This window comes from Acidovorax sp. FG42, assembly GCF_057809195.1.
Genome location: NZ_JBMDJM010000018.1, coordinates 77,459 through 95,857, shown reverse-complemented (window position 1 = coordinate 95,857; position 18,399 = coordinate 77,459). Strand labels below are relative to the sequence as shown.

At 65.7% G+C, this 18,399-nt stretch carries 18 protein-coding genes and 1 tRNA gene; 8 read left to right on the top strand and 11 right to left on the bottom strand.

From position 1 onward, the window contains the following. Positions 1–26: 26 nt before the first annotated feature. Genes rph through hemW form a run of 3 tightly spaced genes read left to right on the top strand, consistent with a single transcriptional unit; the run spans position 27 to position 2,674 of the window. Positions 27–761, top strand: a complete 735-nt coding sequence (gene rph / locus ACODSM_RS17905) for a ribonuclease PH (protein WP_488806412.1) — start codon at positions 27–29, stop codon at positions 759–761. Between the two features lie 49 nt (positions 762–810). Beyond that, positions 811–1,410: an RdgB/HAM1 family non-canonical purine NTP pyrophosphatase gene (rdgB, locus tag ACODSM_RS17900; RefSeq protein ID WP_056641312.1), complete on the top strand. Its 600-nt coding sequence runs from the start codon at positions 811–813 to the stop codon at positions 1,408–1,410. A 13-nt stretch (positions 1,411–1,423) separates the two neighbouring features. Continuing rightward, positions 1,424–2,674, top strand: coding sequence for a radical SAM family heme chaperone HemW (gene hemW, locus ACODSM_RS17895; RefSeq protein ID WP_488806411.1), 1,251 nt, complete (start codon positions 1,424–1,426; stop codon positions 2,672–2,674). Between the two features lie 44 nt (positions 2,675–2,718). Here hemW and ACODSM_RS17890 read toward each other — a convergent pair whose 3' ends face one another. Then, the gene (locus ACODSM_RS17890; RefSeq protein ID WP_488806410.1) at positions 2,719–3,063 is read right to left on the bottom strand and encodes an I78 family peptidase inhibitor; all 345 of its coding nucleotides are present in this window, start codon (positions 3,061–3,063) and stop codon (positions 2,719–2,721) included. A 341-nt stretch (positions 3,064–3,404) separates the two neighbouring features. Between ACODSM_RS17890 and ACODSM_RS17885 the strand changes: the two genes are divergently transcribed. After that, positions 3,405–5,156 carry a diguanylate cyclase domain-containing protein gene (locus ACODSM_RS17885; RefSeq protein WP_488806409.1) on the top strand — a complete coding sequence of 584 codons (1,752 nt, stop codon included), beginning with the start codon at positions 3,405–3,407 and terminating at the stop codon, positions 5,154–5,156. A gap of 564 nt (positions 5,157–5,720) precedes the next feature. On the opposite strand, the gene ACODSM_RS17880 is transcribed toward ACODSM_RS17885, so the two are convergent. The 10 genes from ACODSM_RS17880 to ACODSM_RS17835 form a co-directional block, all read right to left on the bottom strand. Further along, a complete protein-coding gene (locus tag ACODSM_RS17880; RefSeq protein ID WP_488806408.1) occupies positions 5,721–6,155 on the bottom strand; it encodes a hypothetical protein in 435 nt (144 codons plus the stop codon). Between the two features lie 216 nt (positions 6,156–6,371). Then, positions 6,372–6,459, bottom strand: a tRNA-Ser gene (locus tag ACODSM_RS17875). Positions 6,460–6,478: 19 nt separating this feature from the next. After that, positions 6,479–7,162 (bottom strand): urease accessory protein UreG, encoded by a 684-nt coding sequence (gene ureG, locus ACODSM_RS17870; protein ID WP_488806407.1) that lies wholly within the window; start codon positions 7,160–7,162, stop codon positions 6,479–6,481. Continuing rightward, positions 7,159–7,869, bottom strand: coding sequence for an urease accessory protein UreF (locus ACODSM_RS17865; protein ID WP_488806406.1), 711 nt, complete (start codon positions 7,867–7,869; stop codon positions 7,159–7,161). Before ACODSM_RS17865 ends, ureG begins: the two co-directional genes overlap by 4 nt. An 11-nt stretch (positions 7,870–7,880) precedes the next feature. Then, a complete protein-coding gene (gene ureE, locus ACODSM_RS17860; RefSeq protein WP_488806405.1) occupies positions 7,881–8,579 on the bottom strand; it encodes an urease accessory protein UreE in 699 nt (232 codons plus the stop codon). Positions 8,580–8,653: 74 nt separating this feature from the next. Next, positions 8,654–9,151, bottom strand: a complete 498-nt coding sequence (locus tag ACODSM_RS17855) for a GNAT family N-acetyltransferase (RefSeq protein ID WP_015012802.1) — start codon at positions 9,149–9,151, stop codon at positions 8,654–8,656. 12 nt (positions 9,152–9,163) lie between these two features. Continuing rightward, positions 9,164–10,909, bottom strand: coding sequence for an urease subunit alpha (gene ureC / locus ACODSM_RS17850; RefSeq protein WP_488806404.1), 1,746 nt, complete (start codon positions 10,907–10,909; stop codon positions 9,164–9,166). A gap of 93 nt (positions 10,910–11,002) precedes the next feature. After that, a complete protein-coding gene (locus tag ACODSM_RS17845; protein WP_488806403.1) occupies positions 11,003–11,308 on the bottom strand; it encodes an urease subunit beta in 306 nt (101 codons plus the stop codon). Positions 11,309–11,477: 169 nt separating this feature from the next. Then, positions 11,478–12,092 (bottom strand): HupE/UreJ family protein, encoded by a 615-nt coding sequence (locus tag ACODSM_RS17840; RefSeq protein ID WP_488806402.1) that lies wholly within the window; start codon positions 12,090–12,092, stop codon positions 11,478–11,480. A 33-nt stretch (positions 12,093–12,125) separates the two neighbouring features. Next, positions 12,126–12,428 (bottom strand): urease subunit gamma, encoded by a 303-nt coding sequence (locus ACODSM_RS17835; protein WP_015012806.1) that lies wholly within the window; start codon positions 12,426–12,428, stop codon positions 12,126–12,128. A 225-nt stretch (positions 12,429–12,653) separates the two neighbouring features. On the opposite strand from ACODSM_RS17835, the gene ACODSM_RS17830 reads away from it, so the two are divergent. From ACODSM_RS17830 to ACODSM_RS17815, 4 genes are all read left to right on the top strand, one after another. After that, positions 12,654–16,268, top strand: coding sequence for a hybrid sensor histidine kinase/response regulator (locus tag ACODSM_RS17830; protein ID WP_488806401.1), 3,615 nt, complete (start codon positions 12,654–12,656; stop codon positions 16,266–16,268). After that, positions 16,268–17,338: a response regulator gene (locus ACODSM_RS17825; protein WP_110959583.1), complete on the top strand. Its 1,071-nt coding sequence runs from the start codon at positions 16,268–16,270 to the stop codon at positions 17,336–17,338. Before ACODSM_RS17830 ends, ACODSM_RS17825 begins: the two co-directional genes overlap by 1 nt. Positions 17,339–17,768: 430 nt before the next feature. Further along, complete coding sequence (locus tag ACODSM_RS17820) at positions 17,769–18,014, top strand: hypothetical protein (RefSeq protein ID WP_209817440.1); 246 nt, start codon at positions 17,769–17,771, stop codon at positions 18,012–18,014. Positions 18,015–18,035: 21 nt separating this feature from the next. Beyond that, complete coding sequence (locus tag ACODSM_RS17815; protein ID WP_488806400.1) at positions 18,036–18,176, top strand: hypothetical protein; 141 nt, start codon at positions 18,036–18,038, stop codon at positions 18,174–18,176. The last annotated feature ends 223 nt before the right edge of the window (positions 18,177–18,399 follow it).

Below are 18,399 nucleotides of genomic sequence, written 5' to 3'. Positions count from 1 at the left end.
AGGCATTTTTTGGACCCCCAAGAACCATGACCACATTCACCCGCACCGGCAACCGCGCCGCCAACCAACTGCGTCCTGTGCGCATCACCCGCCACTACACCATGCACGCCGAGGGTTCGGTGCTGATCGAGTTTGGCAACACCAAGTTGCTCTGCACCGCCTCAGTGGAGGAGCGCGTGCCCCCGCACAAGCGCGGCAGTGGCGAAGGCTGGGTCACGGCGGAATACGGCATGCTGCCGCGCGCCACCCACACCCGAAGCGACCGCGAGGCCGCAAGGGGCAAGCAGACAGGCCGCACGCAAGAGATTCAGCGCCTGATTGGCCGCAGCCTGCGCGCCGTGTTTGACCTCAAACTGCTGGGCGAGCGCACCATCCAGCTCGACTGCGACGTGATCCAGGCCGATGGTGGCACGCGCACCGCTGCCATCACCGGCGCTTGGGTGGCTGCGCAGGATGCGGTCAACCAGTTGCTGGCCAGCGGCAAGATCACCCAGTCGCCGCTGCTGCAGCCCGTGGCGGCGATCTCGGTCGGCATCGTGCAGGGCACACCGCTGCTGGACCTGGAATATGTGGAAGACGTGGATTGCGACACCGACATGAACGTGGTGATGACCGGCGCGGGCCACTATGTGGAGGTGCAGGGCACGGCCGAGGGCGTGGCCTTTACCCGTGCCGAGATGGATCAACTGCTGGGCCTGGCCGAACAGGGCATTGCCCAACTGGTGCAGCTGCAGCAGCAGGCGTTGCAAAATAATCCTTAATTGATAGCTGCTGGCGCATATTCCACTAGCGCTTGTGGCCGTTTTGACCATGAAAATTGTTCTAGCATCCAACAACCGCGGCAAGCTGGCCGAGTTGCAGGCCATGTTTGCGCCCTTGGGCGTGGAGCTGGTGCGCCAAGCCGATCTGGGCGTGGGCGAGGCCGAGGAGCCCTTTCGCACCTTTGTCGAAAACGCCTTGGCCAAGGCACGGTTTGCGTCGGAGCACACAGGCCTGCCGGCGCTGGCCGACGATGCTGGCATGTGCGTGGATGCCTTTGGCGGCCTGCCCGGCGTGGACACCGCTTACTACTGCACCCAGTTCGGCTACGAGAAAAGCGATGACAACAACGTGCGTGCCCTGCTGGAGCAGCTGCAAGGCGTGACCAACCGCCGCGCCGCCATGGTCAGCACCCTGGTCGCCGTGCGCAGCCCGCAAGACCCCGAACCGTTGATCGCCGTGGGCCGCGTGGTGGGCGAGATCACCACCGAACCCCGGGGTAGCAATGGCTTTGGCTTCGATCCCGTGATGTTCATCCCCGAGTTCGGCAAGACCTTTGCCGAGTTGCCCGTGGAGGTGAAAAACGCACACAGCCACCGGGGCCGCTCGGCCGCGCAAATGCTGGCATTGATGCGCGAGCGCTGGTTGTAGAAGGGTGCTGACCGTGGTTCATATCCCGATCACGCCCCAGGGCGACACCGAGCCAGCGGTGGTGCGCGACATCCAGCACTACATGCGCCCGGGCCTGCTGCAGCTGCCCAGCCTGCCGCCGCTGTCGCTGTACGTGCACTTGCCCTGGTGCCTCAAGAAATGCCCGTACTGCGACTTCAACTCGCATGAGTTCCGCGCGGGTTCCGGCACCGGGGGCGAGGTGCCCGAGCAGCGCTACATCGACGCCCTGATGGCCGACCTGGAGGCCGCGCTGCCCCTGGTCTGGGGGCGGTCCGTGCACAGCATCTTCATCGGTGGCGGCACGCCCAGCCTGTTCTCGCCCGCAGCCATCGACCGGCTGATCGGCGACATCCGCGCCCGCCTGCGGCTGGAGCCCGATTGCGAGATCACGATGGAGGCCAACCCCGGCACGTTCGAGAAAGACCGGTTTCGCGCCTTCCGCGCGGCGGGCGTCACCCGCCTGTCGGTGGGGGTGCAGAGCTTCAACGACCAGCACCTGAAGGCCCTGGGCCGCGTGCACGACCGCGCCCAGGCGATGGCGGCGGTGGAGGAGGCTGCTGCGTCCTTCGACACCTTCAACCTCGACATCATGTACGCGCTGCCGGGCCAGACGCTGCCAGAGCTGGAGCAGGACCTGCAGACCGCGCTGGCCTTCAAGCCGCCGCACATTTCCATCTACCACCTCACCATCGAGCCCAACACCTACTTCGCCAAGTTCCCCCCGGCCATCCCCGAGGACGATCAGGCCTACGCCATGCTCGACCGCATCACCGAGATGACGGGCCAGGCGGGCATGACCCGCTACGAAATCTCGGCCTACGCGCAGCCGGGCCACCAGTGTTTTCACAACACCAACTACTGGCAGTTTGGCGACTATCTGGGCATCGGCGCGGGCGCGCACAGCAAGCTGAGCTTTGCCCACCGCGTGGTACGGCAGGTGCGCTTTCGGGACCCGGCGCGCTACATGGACAACGCCCTGGCGGGCCATGCCGTGGCCCAGGACGACGAGGTGCGCCGCGCCGATCTGCCGTTCGAGTACATGCTCAACGCCCTGCGCCTGCGCGAGGGCTTTGCGCTGCAGGACTTCATGGCCCGCACAGGCCTGCCGCTGACCGCGATCGCCAAGGGGCTGGAGGCAGCCGAGCGCAAGGGCCTGATCGAACGCGACATGGCGCGCGTGCGGCCTACCGAGCGGGGTTTTGACTTTCTGAGCGATCTGCAGGAACTGTTTCTGGCGGACTGACCGCTCGGGTTTCAGTCACCCCTCATCGGCAGCGCAACCTCCGCTCAGCCGCACTTTGCGGCGAGGATGCGGCCGGTGCTGTCCACTTCGAGGTTCAGCCGCTGGGTGTCGTATTCCTTGGTGATGATCTGCCCAGGGCGCAGGATGCGCGCCGTCTGCGCGCCCGAGCGCTGACGGGCAGATTCAACAACCGATGCGGTGCTGTTTTGCCCCACGACGAACTGTGCAGGCTGGGCGTTGCACACGCTGGCGGGGAGTGATCCAGACCCTGCGGCGGCCGAGCCCGCCGACGGCGCGGGTGTCTGCCCATAACCCGCGCAACCGGTGACGGCCGCTCCCAGGGCCAAGCAGCAGGCGACGGCAAAAGGGGTGCGGGTCTTCTTCATCATGGCGGAAGGCTCCTGAGTTCAAAACGCCCACCATAGCGGAACGCAGGTGCCATGGGGTTTCCGTAGCAATATGGGCCGGTTTCCAGCCGTAACGGGCTGTTGCCTGCATCCGTCTTTACTGGAGCGGGTTCTTGATTTGTATCAAGATGTGTTGCGCAAGGGCAACATGCTCACCAGCTGGTCGCAGGCCCACCACTCCTCGACGGGTTGCCGTAAGCACGGTTCCGCACAATGGAGCGTCCGCCATTGTGTGTTGTGTGTTGGCAGCGGCGGGCCCGTGCCATCTGGGGCTGCGTGATGCGCGGGCCTGTGTCGACGTCGCCGTACCGAACCTTCTGACCATGCCTGACGATTCCCGCCTTCGCCTCATCCGTGCCCTGGGCGACACCCTGGATGGTCTGGACGTGGCGCTGTGCGCGTTTGACGACAGCGACCGCACGCTGGCCTGGAACAGCACCTTCTTCAAGTTCTTTCCAGAGCACGCGGGGCATGTGTACGTAGGCGAGCCCTACGAGGCCAATCTGCGCCGCTTCTACACCCAGCGGCTGGATGCCCAGGAGCTGCCCAACATCGAGCGCTACATCACGGCCGGGGTCGAGCGGCACCGGGCACAGACCCGGCCTTACAGCTTTGAGCACCGCGGGCTGCGCGTCCATGTGTCGTCGTTGCCTATCGATGGCGTGGGGCGGGTGCGTGTGTGGCGTGCCGAGGCGCTAACGGCTCAGAGCGCATCCACTGACATGTCTGCGCAGTCCAGCGCCAACATCCACGAACCCGGCTACCTGCGCAGTCCAGTGATCGAAAGCACCGAGCTGTTTGACCGCATTCCCGATGGGCTGATGATCTGCGCTGAAGACCAGCGCATCCAGTGGGTCAACCAGCCTTTCATGCAGATGTACCACCTGCCGGACCGCGCTGCCGCAGTGGGCCTGGCGTTTGACGAGGTGTACCGCCATGCATGGTCCGTCGGGGGCGAGGGCGACATGGCACCGTTTTACGACGGGCTATCGACCTTGCAGGAGCACATGCGTTTTGCCGGAGCGCCGTTTGAAGTGCCCTTGCCACGCAGCGGCTGGAGCCGCGTCATCGCCAAGCAGGGCAGCGACGGCACCGTGTTCTACGCCCATGTGGACATCACCGAGCTCAAGCGCCAGCAGCGCTTGCTGGCGCAGGCCGAACGCAGCGCCCGCGACAGCGAGGCGCAATTGCGGGAGAAATCCATCCTGCTTGAAGCCACGCTGGAGCACATGGACCAGGGCGTGGCCAAGATCAGTGCCGCGGGGGTAGTCGAGCTGTGCAACCGCCGGGCCATGGAACTGCTGGACCTGCCAGCCGAGCTGATGGCATCCAAGCCCACGCTGGTGAATGTGCTGGCCTACCTGCGGGCTCGTGGCGAGTTCCAGGGCGCATCGCAAGAAGTGCAGGACCTGCTGCGGCACAGCAATGGCGGGGTCGATCAGCCCCAGGTGTATGACCGTCCCCGGCCCGACGGCCGCATTCTGGAGGTCCAGACCGTGCCGATCAAAGGCGGCGGCGCGCTGCGCACTTTTACCGACGTCACCCAGCGCAAGCAGGCCGAGCAGCAGATCCGCCATGTGGCAGAGCACGACGGCCTGACGGGCTTGCTCAACCGCACCGCCTTTTTGCAAGCATTGCAGGCCGCAGCCACCGACGTGCACCGGTCGGGCCGTGGTTTCGCAGTCTTGTACGTGGATCTCGATGGGTTCAAACCCGTCAATGACCGCTACGGGCACGCCGTGGGTGACCAGTTGCTGGTGTGGGTGGCCCAGCAACTGACGCAGGCCGCGCGCGAGGACGATGTGGTGGCGCGCCTGGGCGGCGATGAGTTCGCGCTGCTGCAGCAGGGGGTATCGGACGGTGACAGCGCGTACCGCCTGGCCGACCGGCTGGTGCAAGCCCTGGGCCAGCCCACCGAGATTGAAGCGCACGCGCTACAAATTGGCGCGTCCATCGGCATTGTCCTCTCGCCCGGCGACGGCACCGAGGCCGAAGAACTCCTGCGCAAGGCCGATTCCGCGATGTACCTGGCCAAGGCCACGGGGCGGGGCTGCGCAAGGATTTACGGAACATAAGCGCCGATAGCTCGGGTACTGAATCCATATCCCTTACTGCTGCTGATCGACAGAGCTTGGAGGAATGGGTCCTGTCCTACATGGCCTCAGTAGTCACCGTCCTAACATTGGTCCGTCGATCCCCTCGACATCCCTCCCGCTTGCATCGCGCAAGTGTTCAGCCCGCAATTTGCGGGCTTTTTTTTTGCCCGCCCTAAGGCATCAACACAGGGATGAAAAAGCGACTGCGCAGTAGGCCTTTTGCCGAGCCGCAAAGCCCCCTTGTCCATCTGTCGGCACCATTGCGGTACGGGCGATGCCGTCATCACCCAGCCATCCCAGCGCGCTACATCAAAAGAATGATTCTGTACAAACCCGGCACGCAGTTTCTCTACAAAGGCAGAACGGTGAGCGTGGACTACGTCATCATCAAACGCACCGGTCTGTGGATTCGGTTGGCGCACAGCGAAGAGGTGTGCCGTCCTGAAGACTTGACCCCCATTGCACCGCAGGGAGCGGGGCTGACGAGGTAGAAATAAGACTGCACGCAGAGCGCAGGCGTGGTCCGGCTCGCTACCGAGATGGTTATCTGAGCTGCCGGGACAGCCACAGCAGCCCCCAGACGATGGCCACCAGCTGAACCAGGTTGACGCAGAGCGCTGCCGTATGCACACGACGAAAGTGTTGAATCGCCCCGTCGCTGCTGGCCTCGATCTTTGCGCCGAGTTGCTGCATGGCCTGCAACAAATGCTTGCGCAGCAGCGAGACGATGCAGGCATTGACCGCCACGCCGAGGGCAAAGGGATACCTGCCCCAAAGCGCATAGCTGACAAACGCCCCCAGCGACGCCCAGAACGCTGCACGGTAGTACACGTTGAAAAACCCCCGAACGAACCACGCGTCCAGTGGGGTGTCATGTTTCAGCGTCAGAAGTGGCAGGCCGCCCATCAAGAAGTAGGCGGTGGTGACCAGCAGCGCCACCGTGAAGAAGAACGAGGCGTAGAGGGCGGACAACAACATCTTTCACTCCGTGAAAAGGCTGACCACTTCAGCAGGCAGCTGGCTCACACCAACTCCTACATCCTGCCCATGGATGCGGCAAGGCCCAGCTAAACACAGTCTAGGGGGCAGACGTATTCTTGTGAACCGAGTTGGGGGAGGGTTTTCGGCAACAGACATGTTGCCGTGCGGGCCTGGGCGCACATCTCGCGGGTAGAACTGTGCCGGGCCAAGAACTGGCGGAGACTGTGAGATTCGAACTCACGGACGGTTGCCCGTCGGCAGTTTTCAAGACTGCTGGTTTAAACCACTCACCCAAGTCTCCGGGAGGGAAGGCGCGAATTCTAGCTGACTGCGGGTGCTGATTTCTTTTGCAGCAGGCCGCGGGTCTCGATGAACTTCACCACGTCGGCCACGCCCGCCAGGGTCTTGAGGTTGGTCATTACGAATGGCTTGAGGCCCTGGGCGTTGGCGCGCATGCGGGTGGTGTCGGCGTGCATCACCTCCAGGTTGGCGCCCACGTGGGGGGCCAGGTCGGTCTTGTTGATGACGAACAGGTCGCTTTTGGTGATGCCGGGGCCGCCCTTGCGCGGGATTTTTTCACCGGCGGCCACGTCGATCACGTAGATGGTGAGGTCGCTCAGCTCGGGGCTGAAGGTGGCGGCCAGGTTGTCGCCACCGCTTTCCACAAACACGATGTCGGCGTTGGGGAACTTGCCCAGCATGCGGTCGATGGCCTCCAGGTTGATGGAGCAGTCTTCGCGGATGGCAGTGTGGGGGCAGCCGCCGGTTTCCACGCCCAGGATGCGTTCGGCGGGCAGGGCGCCGCTCACGGTGAGCAGGCGCTGGTCTTCCTTGGTGTAGATGTCGTTGGTGATGGCCACCAGGTCGTAGTCATCGCGCATGGCCTTGCACAGCATTTCGAGCAGCGTGGTCTTGCCGGAGCCCACGGGGCCGCCGATGCCGACGCGCAAAGGGGGCAGTGGTTTGGTGCGGTTCGGGATGTGGTGCAGGTTGCTGGTGGTCATGATCGGAAGAGGCGGGAGTATTGGGTTTCGTGCTGTGCCGACAGGATGGCGAGCATGGGCGAGAAGGCCTGGCGCTCGCTGTCCATGAGGCCGATGGCGTGGTCTGCAGCAGGGGGAATGGCGTCGGCCAGGCGCGCCAGGATGCGCTGCCCTGCGCTTTGGCCCAGCTGCATGGACTTGAGTGCGGCTTGCACCATGTTTTCCGCCCAGCCAAAGCCGTAGGCCAACAGCACATCGCGCACGGGGGCCTGGGTGGTGGACGCGGCAAGGGCAAAGGCCACGGGGTAGGTGGGGGGCAGGGCGGCCAGGTGGCGAACGGCGGGCATCAGGGCCTCGTCGCCTTGGTATTGGTTGCGCAGCCATTCGGCCATGGAGCGGCCCATCTGCTCGGTCTGCAGCCGCAGCTCGCTCGTCTCGCGGGTGTGCTGCACCCAGTCGTTGAGTTCGCGTACATGGGCCCAGTCGGCGCGGCGCCAGGCGCCCACTGCCTTGGCGATCAGCGCCATGTCGCCGCGTGCCTGCGTGATGTGGAGCTGGTCCAGCAGCCAGTCGCCCACGGCGACCTCGCTGGCGAGGCCTGCGTTCTCAATGGCGCTTTCCAGCCCTTCGGAGTATGAGAACCCGCCCACGGGCAGCGCGGGGGAGGCCAGCCACATCAGCTGCAAGAAGCTGGCGGCGGGCAGGGGCGTGGGGCGGTCCAGGCGCATGGAGCGGGGAGTCAGTGGTCGTGGTTGCAGTCGGGGCCGTGCACATGCTCTTGGGCGACCACGGGGATGGACACGGTGCGCCCACGGGCAGGGACTGCGCTGGGGGCAACGGGGGCAACTGCATGGTTGTGATCGTGGCTATGCCCATGTTCGTGGGTATGGCCATGTGAATGGTCATGGGAGTGGTCGTGACCATGGTGATGGTCGTGCCCCTTTCCATGTCCATGTTCCCCATGGCTGTGCCCGCCGCCATGCCCTGCCGCATAAGCACCGCCTTCAGGCTCAAACGCCATGTTCTGCTCGGTCACGATCAGGTGCATGGCGCGCAGCATGTCGGCCAGCACATGGTCGGGTTCGATCTTGAGGTGGTCAGGCTGCAGCTCGATAGGCACATGGCGGTTGCCCAGGTGGTAGGCGGCGCGGGTCAGGTCAAACGGCGTGCCGTGGTGTTGGCAGTGGGTGATGACCAGCACGGGCTGGGGCGCTGCAATCACGCGGACCATGGAGCCGTCTTCGGCCACCAGCACATCGCCGCCACGCACCAGGGTGCCGCGTGGCAGGAAGATACCCAGTTCACGCCCGGCGGAGTCGGTAGCGGCAAAGCGGCTTTTCTGGCGTACGTCCCAGTCCAGTTCAACGGTGGTGGCGCGTTTGAGCAGGACGGGCGCGAGGCCTTGGCCTTGGGGGAGGAGTTTGGAAACCTGGATCATTGCAAAAGAGGATTTCGGTGCCGGCAAGGCGAGGTCCACATTGTGGCCTTGGCTGCGGGGTGGCACGGGTGGCTCTACAGCGCGCGGCTCATGTACCGGCTGTGGGGGTCAAGCTGGTAGCTGCCGAACGGCGCGCAGTCAGTAAAGCCGTAGCGCAGGTAGAGCTGGTGAGCGGGTTCAAAGAAGGGCAGGGTGCCCGTTTCCAGGCTGATGCGCTGGTAGCCCAGATCCACGGCCTGGCCCAGGATGTGTTCAAGGATGGCTCGGCCCACGCCGAGGCCGCGCAGGGACTCTGCGGCACGCATGGATTTGAGCTCGACGTGGTCGGCGCTCAGGTGTTTGAGGGCGCCGGTGCCCACCAGCCGACCGGGCGCGGGTTCGGTGGCGTCCGGCAGCCATGCCGTCCAGAAGCGGATATCGGGGCGGCGCAGCTGGTCCATGTCCAGCGCATGCACGCTCTCGGGCGGCGAGGTCGCGCGCATGTCCTGCAGATGCTCTTCCATGAAGGTGGCAATGCGCGGGTCGCTCAGGTCGTCCAGGCGCAGGGAGAGGCTGTCCAGCAAGCTGCTCATCGTGGGGGAGTGTCAGAACAAAAAGTAGCGCTGCGCCATGGGCAGCAGGGTGGCGGGCTCGCAGGTGAGCAGCTGGCCGTCGGCGCGCACGGTGTAGGTTTGCGCGTCCACCTCCATTTTGGGCGTGTAGCTGTTGTGCACCATGTGCTGTTTGCGCACGCCACGGATGTTGCGCACGGCGCTGAGCTGCTTGCGCAGGCCAAAGCGTTCGCCAATGCCCGCGTTCAGCCCCGCTTGCGACACAAAGGTGAGCGAGGTCTTGGCAATGGCACCGCCAAACGCGCCGAACATGGGGCGGTAGTGCACGGGCTGGGGTGTGGGGATGGAGGCATTGGGGTCGCCCATGGCGGCCATCGCGATCAGGCCGCCCTTCAAGATGAGCGCGGGTTTGACGCCGAAGAACGCAGGCTTCCAGATCACGATGTCGGCCCACTTACCGACCTCCAGTGAGCCCACCTCGTGGGCAATGCCGTGCGCAATGGCGGGGTTGATCGTGTACTTGGCCACGTAGCGCTTGATGCGGAAGTTGTCGTTGCGCTGCAGGATTTCGGCCAGCTCGTCGCGCCCTGCGGTGGGGGCCAGCCAGCCGCGCTGCACCTTCATCTTGTGCGCGGTCTGCCAGGTGCGCAGGATGACTTCGCCCACGCGGCCCATGGCCTGGCTGTCGCTGCTCATCATGCTGATGGCGCCCAGGTCGTGCAGGATGTCTTCGGCGGCGATGGTTTCCTTGCGGATGCGGCTTTCGGCAAAGGCCAGGTCTTCGGCAATGCTGGCGTCGAGGTGGTGGCACACCATGAGCATGTCCACATGCTCGTCCAGCGTGTTCTGGGTGTAGGGCATGGTGGGGTTGGTGGACGATGGCAAAAAGTTGTCCTCACCCACAACGCGCAGGATGTCGGGCGCGTGCCCGCCGCCCGCGCCTTCGGTGTGGAAGGCGCAAATGCCGCGCCCGCCCACGGCGGCGATGGTGTTCTCCACAAAGCCTGATTCGTTGAGCGTGTCAGAGTGGATGGCGACCTGCGTGTCGGTCTCGTCCGCCACATCCAGGCAGTTGCTGATGGCCGAGGGCGTGGTGCCCCAGTCTTCGTGCAGCTTGAGGCCGATGGCCCCGGCGTTGATCTGCTCGTGCAGCGCATCGGGCAGGCTGGCGTTGCCCTTGCCGAGAAAGCCCAGGTTCATCGGGAAGGCGTCGGCGGCCTGCAGCATGCGCTCCATGTTGAAGGGGCCGGACGTGCAGGTGGTGGCCAGCGTGCCGGTGGCGGGGCCAGTGCCGCCGCCCAGCATGGTGGTCACGCCGCTGGCCAGGGCTTCTTCCACCTGCTGCGGGCAGATGAAGTGGATGTGGCTGTCGATGCCGCCCGCGGTGACGATGTTGCCCTCGCAGCTGATGACCTCGGTGCCGGGGCCGATGATGATGTCCACGCCCGGTTGCGTGTCGGGGTTGCCGGCCTTGCCGATGGCGGCGATGCGGCCCGCGCGCAGGCCGATGTCGGCCTTGAAGATGCCGGTGTGGTCTACCACCAGGGCGTTGGTCAGCACTGTGTCCACCGCGCCTTGTGCGTTGCTGCGCTGGCTCTGTGCCATACCGTCGCGAATCGTCTTGCCGCCGCCAAACTTCACCTCTTCGCCGTAGCTGCCTGCGCGCAGGGTGTGGTCGGCCTCGACTTCGAGAATGAGTTCGGTGTCGGCCAGGCGCACGCGGTCGCCCACCGTGGGGCCGAACATCTCGGCGTAGGCGCGTCGTCCAATGGTTGCCATGTGAGGGGTGCTCCGCAAGAACGGTTTACTCTATTTTTGATAGCTGCTGGGGCAATTGATACCGGCGCTATCGGCCAATTGGGCTTGAATTTGCTACAGCGGGCCCTGGGTCAGGCCCTGAAAGCCGAACACGCGGCGCTCGCCCGCGTAGTCCACCAGCTCTACGGTGCGCTCCTGGCCGGGCTCAAAGCGCACGGCGGTGCCCGACGCAATGTTCAGCCGCATGCCGCGCGCAGCCGCACGGTCAAAGCCTAGGGCGTTGTTGGTCTCGGCAAAGTGGTAGTGCGAGCCGACCTGGATGGGGCGGTCGGCCATGTTGCGCACCACCAGCGTGAGCGTGCGGCGGCCGGTGTTGAGCAGGTGTTCGCCGGGTTCGGTGAAGAGTTCGCCTGGGATCATGTTCAGTTCTCCATCCTTGGATTTACTCTCTCTCCCCTCGCGGGAGAGGGCCGGGGAGAGGGGGTGTGCGATGTGAGCAGTGCGCCAGTTTTACCGCCTCTCCCCCACCCCTCTCCCGCGAGGGGAGAGGGGCTTGTGGGCTTGTCAAACGCAGAGCGGACTTGTGCCATCACGCCATCTGCAGCAGCAGTGCGCCGCCGAATGCCGCCACGCCCGCACCGGCGGCGCGTGCCAGCCACACCTGCCGGTGGCGCAGTGCCCAGCCCGCTGCCAGGCCCGCGCTGTGCAGCAGCACGGTGGCGGTCAGCATGCCTGCCAAGGTCAACCAGGCGCTGTCGCTGCCCGCCAATTCGTAGCCGTGCGCCACGCCGTGGAAGACGGCAAACACGCCCACACCCAGCGCTGCCACCAGCCCGGGCACCCGCAAGCGCGACACCACGAGCAGGCCCGTGACCAGCAGCGATGCGGCAATCATCGGCTCCACCGCAGGCAGCGCCACACCCTGCAGGCCCAGCACGGCGCCCACCAGCAGCATGGCCGCAAAGCCCACGGGGCCCCACAGCAGGTCGCGCCCCGCGCTGCGGGCGGCCAGGGCGCTCCACAGGCCCACGGCCACCATGGCGGCCAAGTGGTCCAGACCGAACAGGGGGTGGGCAAAGCCGCTCAGAAAACTGTTGTGGATGTGCGATTCAGCACCGGTATGGGCGCTGGCGCTAGTGCCTATTGCGCTGGCAGCTATGAAAAGAAGAGCGGCTGTGTGGCGGTGTGAGAGGGCGATGCGCATGGTGGCTCCACAGAGAGAAGAGGGGGAAAGGGATCAGACGATCGGCTGGTGCACGGTGACCAGCTTGGTGCCGTCGGGGAACGTGGCCTCGACCTGGATGTCCGGAATCATCTCGGGGATGCCTTCCATCACGTCCGCGCGGGTCAGCACGGTGCGGCCTTCGCTCATGAGCTGCGCCACGGTCTTGCCGTCGCGCGCGCCTTCCATCACGGCGGCACTGATCAGGGCGACGGCCTCGGGGTAGTTGAGCTTCAGCCCCCGGGCCTTGCGGCGCTCGGCCAGCAGGGCAGCAGTGAAGATCAGCAGCTTGTCTTTCTCACGAGGGGTCAGTTCCATGTCGTTCTGCTCAATGTAAGGAGGGGTGGGCTCGTGTGGCGGGTTGTCCAGGCCGGACACACGGGGCAATCGTCATCGATGGCCATGCGGTCCGAAGGGCAGCGGATTCATCATAGGCAGCAAGCCCCGTGCCCGCCATACGCCAGAGGGCGAAGGTGCACTGGACATGAAGCCGACCCGTGGCATGGAAACTGCACTTGCAGGGGCTGTCGCCGCCCTTTGCCCATGCCCCCCTCCACCGCCTTCCTTGCCCCGCCCGACGCGAATTCGGCCCCTGTGCCAGGGCCGGATGCCGACGCGCAGGCGCCTCAGCAGGTGGTCAAGGTCCGGCGCGACTACAACAGCTGGGTGGCCACCGAGACCATGGAGGACTACGCGCTGCGCTACACGCCCCAGCGTTTTCGCAAGTGGTCCGAATGGCGGGTGGCCAACACGGCCTTCGGCGCGGCATCCTTTCTGATCCTCGAAGCCGTGGGCGCCACGCTGCTGGTGCAGTACGGCTTCATCAATGCCTTCTGGGCCATCGTGGCCACGGGGCTCATCATCTTTCTGGCGGGGCTGCCCATCAGCGTGTATGCGGCACGGTACGGGGTGGACATGGACCTGCTCACGCGCGGCGCGGGCTTTGGCTACATCGGCTCCACGCTCACCTCGCTGATCTACGCCAGCTTCACCTTCATCTTCTTCGCGCTCGAAGCCGCCGTGATGGCCTATGCGCTGGAGCTGGCGCTCGACATTCCACCCACCTGGGGGTACCTGATCTGCGCCATTGTGGTGATTCCACTGGTCACGCACGGCGTGTCGGCCATCAGCCGCCTGCAGGTGTGGACGCAGCCGCTGTGGCTGCTGATGCTGGTGGTACCGTTTGTGTACGTGCTGGTGCGCGATCCTGGTGCGTTTTCTGGGGTGGTGCACTACGGTGGTGAATTGGCGCGCGGTGCCACGTTCCAATTGCCCTTGTTTGGTGCGGCGCTCACCGTGGGTATTGCGCTCATTACCCAGATGGGGGAGCAGGCTGACTACCTGCGTTTCATGCCCGCCCGCACCGCCACCACGCGTGGCCGCTGGTGGCTGGGGGTGTTGGTGGGCGGGCCAGGCTGGGTGGTGCTGGGCGTGCTCAAGATGCTGGGCGGCGCGCTGCTGGCCTGGCTGGCGCTCACGCATATGGTGCCCGCCGAGCGCGCGGTGGACCCGAACCAGATGTACCTGGTGGCCTACGAATACGTCTTCCCGCACTATGGGTGGGCGGTGGCGGCCACGGCGCTGTTTGTGGTGGTTTCGCAGATGAAGATCAACGTGACCAACGCCTATGCAGGGTCGTTGGCATGGTCCAACTTTTTCTCGCGCCTCACGCACAGCCACCCGGGGCGAGTGGTGTGGGTGGTGTTCAACACGCTGATCGCCTTCATGCTGATGGAGATGAACGTGTTCCGCGCCATGGGCGAGGTGCTGGGGCTGTACTCCAACATCGCCATCGCCTGGATCATGTCGGTGGTGGCGGACCTCGTCATCAACAAGCCGCTGGGGCTGTCGCCCAAGGGTATCGAGTTCAAGCGCGCGCACCTGTACGACATCAACCCGGTGGGCGTGGGATCGATGGCGCTGGCGTCTGTGCTGTCCATCAGTGCGCACCTGGGGCTGTTTGGCCCGCTGCCGCAGGCGTTCTCGGCCGTCATTGCGATGGCGGTGGCCTTTGTGACTGCGCCGTTGATCGCCTGGGCCACGCGCGGCAAGTACTACATCGCGCGGCAGAGCGAGACGGTGGCTGTGCCTGTGGCGGGGCCTGTGCCTGGCGCGCGGGCTGCCGACATGGGCAGCTACCAGCGCTTCACTGTGCAGCGTTGCGTGATCTGCGAACGCGAATACGAAGCGCCTGACATGGCCCAGTGCCCCGCTTACCGGGGCGCCATCTGCTCGCTGTGCTGCACACTGGACGCGCGCTGCGGCGACCTGTGCAAGCCCCATGCGAGCATGGCGGTGCAGTGGTCGGCCGCGCTGCGCTGGGTGCTGCCGCGTGCCATCTGGCGCTATCTGGACACGGGCCTGGGCCACTTCCTGCTGCTGATGCTGGTGATTGCGCCGCTGCTGGCGTCGGTGATGGGGCTGCTGTACCACCAGGAGCTCAACACCATTGCCCAGGCCGCTACCGACACCGAGGTGATGGCGGCCCCTGAAGTGGCGCTGCGCTCGGGCCTGCTCAAGGCCTATCTCGCGCTGCTGGTCATCTCGGGCATCGTGGCGTGGTGGCTGGTGCTGGCGCACAAGAGCCGCCAGGTGGCGCAGGAGGAATCCAACCGCCAGACGGGCCTGCTGGTGCGCGAGATCGAGCTGCACCGCCAGACCGACGAAGCGTTGCAGACGGCGCGCAGCGTGGCCGAGGCCGCGCAGCAGCAGGCCGAGGAAGCCCGCTTGCGGGCCGACCAGGCCAACCAGGCCAAGAGCCGCTACATCAGCGCCATCAGCCACGAGATCCGCACGCCGCTCAACTCCATCCTGGGCTACGCGCAGCTCATGGGAGAGGACGCGGGCGTGCCGCCGCACCGCAAGCAGGCGGTGCACGTGATCCGGCGCGGGGGTGAACATTTGTTGTCGCTCATCGAGGGCACGCTGGACATCGCGCGCATCGAGTCGGGCAAGCTCACGCTGGACGTAGCGCCCATGCGTTTTGCCGACGGTCTGCACGAGATGGCCAGCCTGTTCGAGCTGCAGGCCGCCGCCAAGGGCCTGGCGTTCACGTTCGACGTGCAAGGGGTGATTCCGGAGGTGGTGCGCGCCGACGACAAGCGGCTGCGCCAGATCCTCATCAACCTGCTGGGCAATGCCGTCAAGTTCACCGCGCAGGGCACCGTCACCCTGCGCGTGCGCTATGCGCGCGAAATGGCGCGCATCGAGGTGCAGGACACCGGGCCCGGCCTCACGACCGAGGAGATCGAGCGCATCTTCGAGCCCTTCGCGCGCGGGGGATCGGGCGGCGGTAGCACCGCTGCCGCGCCGGGAGCAGGGCTGGGCCTGACCATTGCCAAGATGCTCACTGCGCTCATGGGCGGCGAGCTGACGGTGAGCAGCACCCCGGGCGTGGGTTCGGTGTTCCATGTCAAGCTGTTCCTGCCCGAGGTGCATGGCGATGCACTGGGCAAGGCTGCAACGCCGGCGGCACTGGCTGCCCATGGCCAACGCCAGCGCAAGGGCTACGCGGGCCAGCGCCGCCGCATCCTCGTGGTGGACAACGAAGAGCCCGACCGCGAGCTGCTGGTGCAGCTGCTGGAGCCGCTGGGCTTTGAGCTGCGCCAGGCTGCCAGCGGCCACGACGCGCTGGACCTGCTGGCCACCGGGTACCGTCCGCACGTGATCTTCATGGACCTGGCCATGCCGGGCATCGACGGGTGGGAGACGCTGCGGCGCGTGCGGCAGATGCACCTGCCCCACGTGCAATGTGCAATTGTTTCCGCCAATGCTTTCGACAAGGCGCTCGACAACGACGTGGACATCCGCCCCGAAGACTTCATCGTCAAGCCCGTGCGCCATAGCGAGCTGCTGGACTGGCTCGAACGCCGCCTGGGCCTGCAGTGGCTATACGACGAGGCCATCACGGCGCCCGCGGGTGCTGAACCCGCCGTGGCGTCTGCGGCGCCCGCACCCCTCACATACCCCGATGCCGCTGCGTTGCTGGCTCTGGCGCAGGCGGTGTCCTTGGGCTACTACCGAGGCATTCTCAACACGCTGGACGACATTGAGCGCAGCCAGCCCGCACACAGCGCTTTTGTCGGCACCATGCGGCAACTGGCCAAGCAATTCCAGTTCGATGCCATGGGCCAGATCCTGGAGCAGGCACCCTCGTGATGACCACTGCCAACCCCTTTTCCTCTCACCCCCCCACAGCACCCGCCAGCGCGCTGGACCGCAGCGACAGCGATGTGGTGCTGATCGTGGACGATGTGCCCGACAACCTGGCCGTACTGCACGACGCGCTGGATGAATCGGGCTACACCGTGCTCGTGGCCATGCATGGCGAGGCGGCGCTGCAGCGTGCGGCCCAGGCCCTGCCCGACATTGTGTTGCTCGACGCCATGATGCCGGGCATGGACGGCTTTGAAGTCGCCCGGCGCCTCAAGGCATCACCTGCCACGGCGCACATCCCTATCATCTTCATGACCGGCCTCACCGAGACCGAGCACCTGGTCGCCGCGCTGGAGGCGGGCGGCGTGGACTACGTCACCAAGCCCATCAAGCCGCGCGAGGTGATGGCCCGCATGGGCGTGCACCTGGGCGCAGCCCGCAAGGCCCGGCAGGACGCGCGTCAGGCGCGCGAGGCGCGCAACGCGCTGGATGCGTTTGGCTACGCCAGCATCACCGTGCGCGCAGCGGACGGGCGCATCGTGTGGCAGACCCCGCTGGCGCGCGAGCTGCTGCAAAGCTACTTTGGCGAAGTGGGGCCGGACGGCGCGCCCACCCCCTTTGGCCAATGGGCGCCCGAGCCCGTGCAGGCCTGGCTGCGCCGCCACGTGCTGGCCGACAACGCGGCCGAGCTGCTGGAGGCTTCGCTGGCCGAGCCGCCGCGCCTGGCGGTCGAGCAGGGCGCACGCCGCCTCACCTTCCGCCTGCACCAGCAGGCGGGCGACAGCGCAGGCGGTGGCGACTGGCTCATCGTGATGCGCGAGGTGTCCGACGCGAAGATCATCGAGTCCATGAGCCTGTCTTTCAAGCTCACGGCGCGCGAGGCCGAGGTGCTGTACTGGGTCGTCAAGGGCAAGATCAACCGGGACATCGGCGACATCCTGGGGGCCAGCCCCGCCACGGTCAAAAAGCACCTGGAACGCGTGTTTGCCAAGCTGGGCGTGGAAACTCGCACCGCAGCCGCCGCCATGGCCATGAACCGCATCCGGCAACTGCATCCCCAGTTCGAGGGCTGATCGCGGCTTCATCGCCAGGGAGGCGCAAAAAACACGTTGACCAACCAATGTTGCAGCGCAATAATCGCGCACCTTCATTTTCGGAGCCCCAGCGTGGAAAGTGCCAGTTGTTGCAGTGAAACCCAGCAAGCCGTGACGGCTGCTGCCTGCCAGGCCTCCTGACGCCCGCTCCCGGGCCGTGGGTTGCCTTGTGCAAGCCCCGGCTCCGTCCCTCCCAGCCCCCTGTTGTACCTGTGTGCCCATTGGGGCAGCTTTGGCCTTTTTGGCCATGGTGGTGTGGGTGGCTCTCCCGTCTTGCCGCTTCGTTGCATCTGTGCCGTCCGCACAGGCCATGCCCCCTTCGCCGGGGCGTTGCCCGCGTGCCGTGACGGCACCTTTCGGCATATCTCTGCGTCTGCGTGCTCCGTCCTGCCTGCCAAGGACGACGGCCATGCGTTTTTTTGTTGTAGACCTGCCCAGCCTTTTCCAGCGTGCGGTGGCGCCTGGCGCTGCCAGCGCTGAACCGGGGGCACAGCTGCCCTCAGGCGCGCAGGGGCCGGCCCGTGCGGCGGCGGACAGCCTGCAAACCGTGGCCGACCTGGATGGCGCCACCCTGTGGCCCACGCACCGCATTCGCTGCTACCTGCACAGCCAGCCGCCAGCGCGCGCATCGCACCGCCGCGCGCGGCAGTCCTGAGAGGCTGAGAGTCTTTTGCCCATGCCCGCCTTGCACGCCAAAACACCGCTGCCCATCGTTGCAAATGCGCGCCATAGCCCGCGCTATGGCTGTGCTTTGCGCCTCGATCAGGGGCGTTTTGACGCACCTTTCGGGCTCGGGCAAAAAACCCTCAGCCTCTGAACCCGGCCACGACCGGCCCTGTACCCCAACCATCCCCCAGGAGGCCCCATGGATCCAGACCCGCGCTGGCGCTCTGAAGCGCCACCCCACACCACCCCCTTGAACTTTGCATACCGGGCCCTGGGCCGGAGGCGATGGCTTGCGTGACCGCGTGAGCCGCATCCTCTGGCCGTTGCGGGCCAGAAGGAGTGACTCACCATGTTCCGTTTCATCCACATTTCTG

What these genes read in the sequence shown, in the direction of transcription:
- rph (WP_488806412.1), top strand. Translation starts at nt 27, where the DNA reads ATGACCACATTCACCCGCACCGGCAACCGCGCCGCCAACCAACTGCGT.
- rdgB (WP_056641312.1), top strand. Translation starts at nt 811, where the DNA reads ATGAAAATTGTTCTAGCATCCAACAACCGCGGCAAGCTGGCCGAGTTG.
- ACODSM_RS17890 (WP_488806410.1), bottom strand. Translation starts at nt 3,063, where the DNA reads ATGATGAAGAAGACCCGCACCCCTTTTGCCGTCGCCTGCTGCTTGGCC.
- ACODSM_RS17885 (WP_488806409.1), top strand. Translation starts at nt 3,405, where the DNA reads ATGCCTGACGATTCCCGCCTTCGCCTCATCCGTGCCCTGGGCGACACC.
- ACODSM_RS17880 (WP_488806408.1), bottom strand. Translation starts at nt 6,155, where the DNA reads ATGTTGTTGTCCGCCCTCTACGCCTCGTTCTTCTTCACGGTGGCGCTG.
- ureG (WP_488806407.1), bottom strand. Translation starts at nt 7,162, where the DNA reads ATGACCACCAGCAACCTGCACCACATCCCGAACCGCACCAAACCACTG.
- ACODSM_RS17865 (WP_488806406.1), bottom strand. Translation starts at nt 7,869, where the DNA reads ATGCGCCTGGACCGCCCCACGCCCCTGCCCGCCGCCAGCTTCTTGCAG.
- ureE (WP_488806405.1), bottom strand. Translation starts at nt 8,579, where the DNA reads ATGATCCAGGTTTCCAAACTCCTCCCCCAAGGCCAAGGCCTCGCGCCC.
- ACODSM_RS17855 (WP_015012802.1), bottom strand. Translation starts at nt 9,151, where the DNA reads ATGAGCAGCTTGCTGGACAGCCTCTCCCTGCGCCTGGACGACCTGAGC.
- ureC (WP_488806404.1), bottom strand. Translation starts at nt 10,909, where the DNA reads ATGGCAACCATTGGACGACGCGCCTACGCCGAGATGTTCGGCCCCACG.
- ACODSM_RS17845 (WP_488806403.1), bottom strand. Translation starts at nt 11,308, where the DNA reads ATGATCCCAGGCGAACTCTTCACCGAACCCGGCGAACACCTGCTCAAC.
- ACODSM_RS17840 (WP_488806402.1), bottom strand. Translation starts at nt 12,092, where the DNA reads ATGCGCATCGCCCTCTCACACCGCCACACAGCCGCTCTTCTTTTCATA.
- ACODSM_RS17835 (WP_015012806.1), bottom strand. Translation starts at nt 12,428, where the DNA reads ATGGAACTGACCCCTCGTGAGAAAGACAAGCTGCTGATCTTCACTGCT.
- ACODSM_RS17830 (WP_488806401.1), top strand. Translation starts at nt 12,654, where the DNA reads ATGCCCCCCTCCACCGCCTTCCTTGCCCCGCCCGACGCGAATTCGGCC.
- ACODSM_RS17825 (WP_110959583.1), top strand. Translation starts at nt 16,268, where the DNA reads ATGACCACTGCCAACCCCTTTTCCTCTCACCCCCCCACAGCACCCGCC.
- ACODSM_RS17820 (WP_209817440.1), top strand. Translation starts at nt 17,769, where the DNA reads ATGCGTTTTTTTGTTGTAGACCTGCCCAGCCTTTTCCAGCGTGCGGTG.
- ACODSM_RS17815 (WP_488806400.1), top strand. Translation starts at nt 18,036, where the DNA reads ATGCCCGCCTTGCACGCCAAAACACCGCTGCCCATCGTTGCAAATGCG.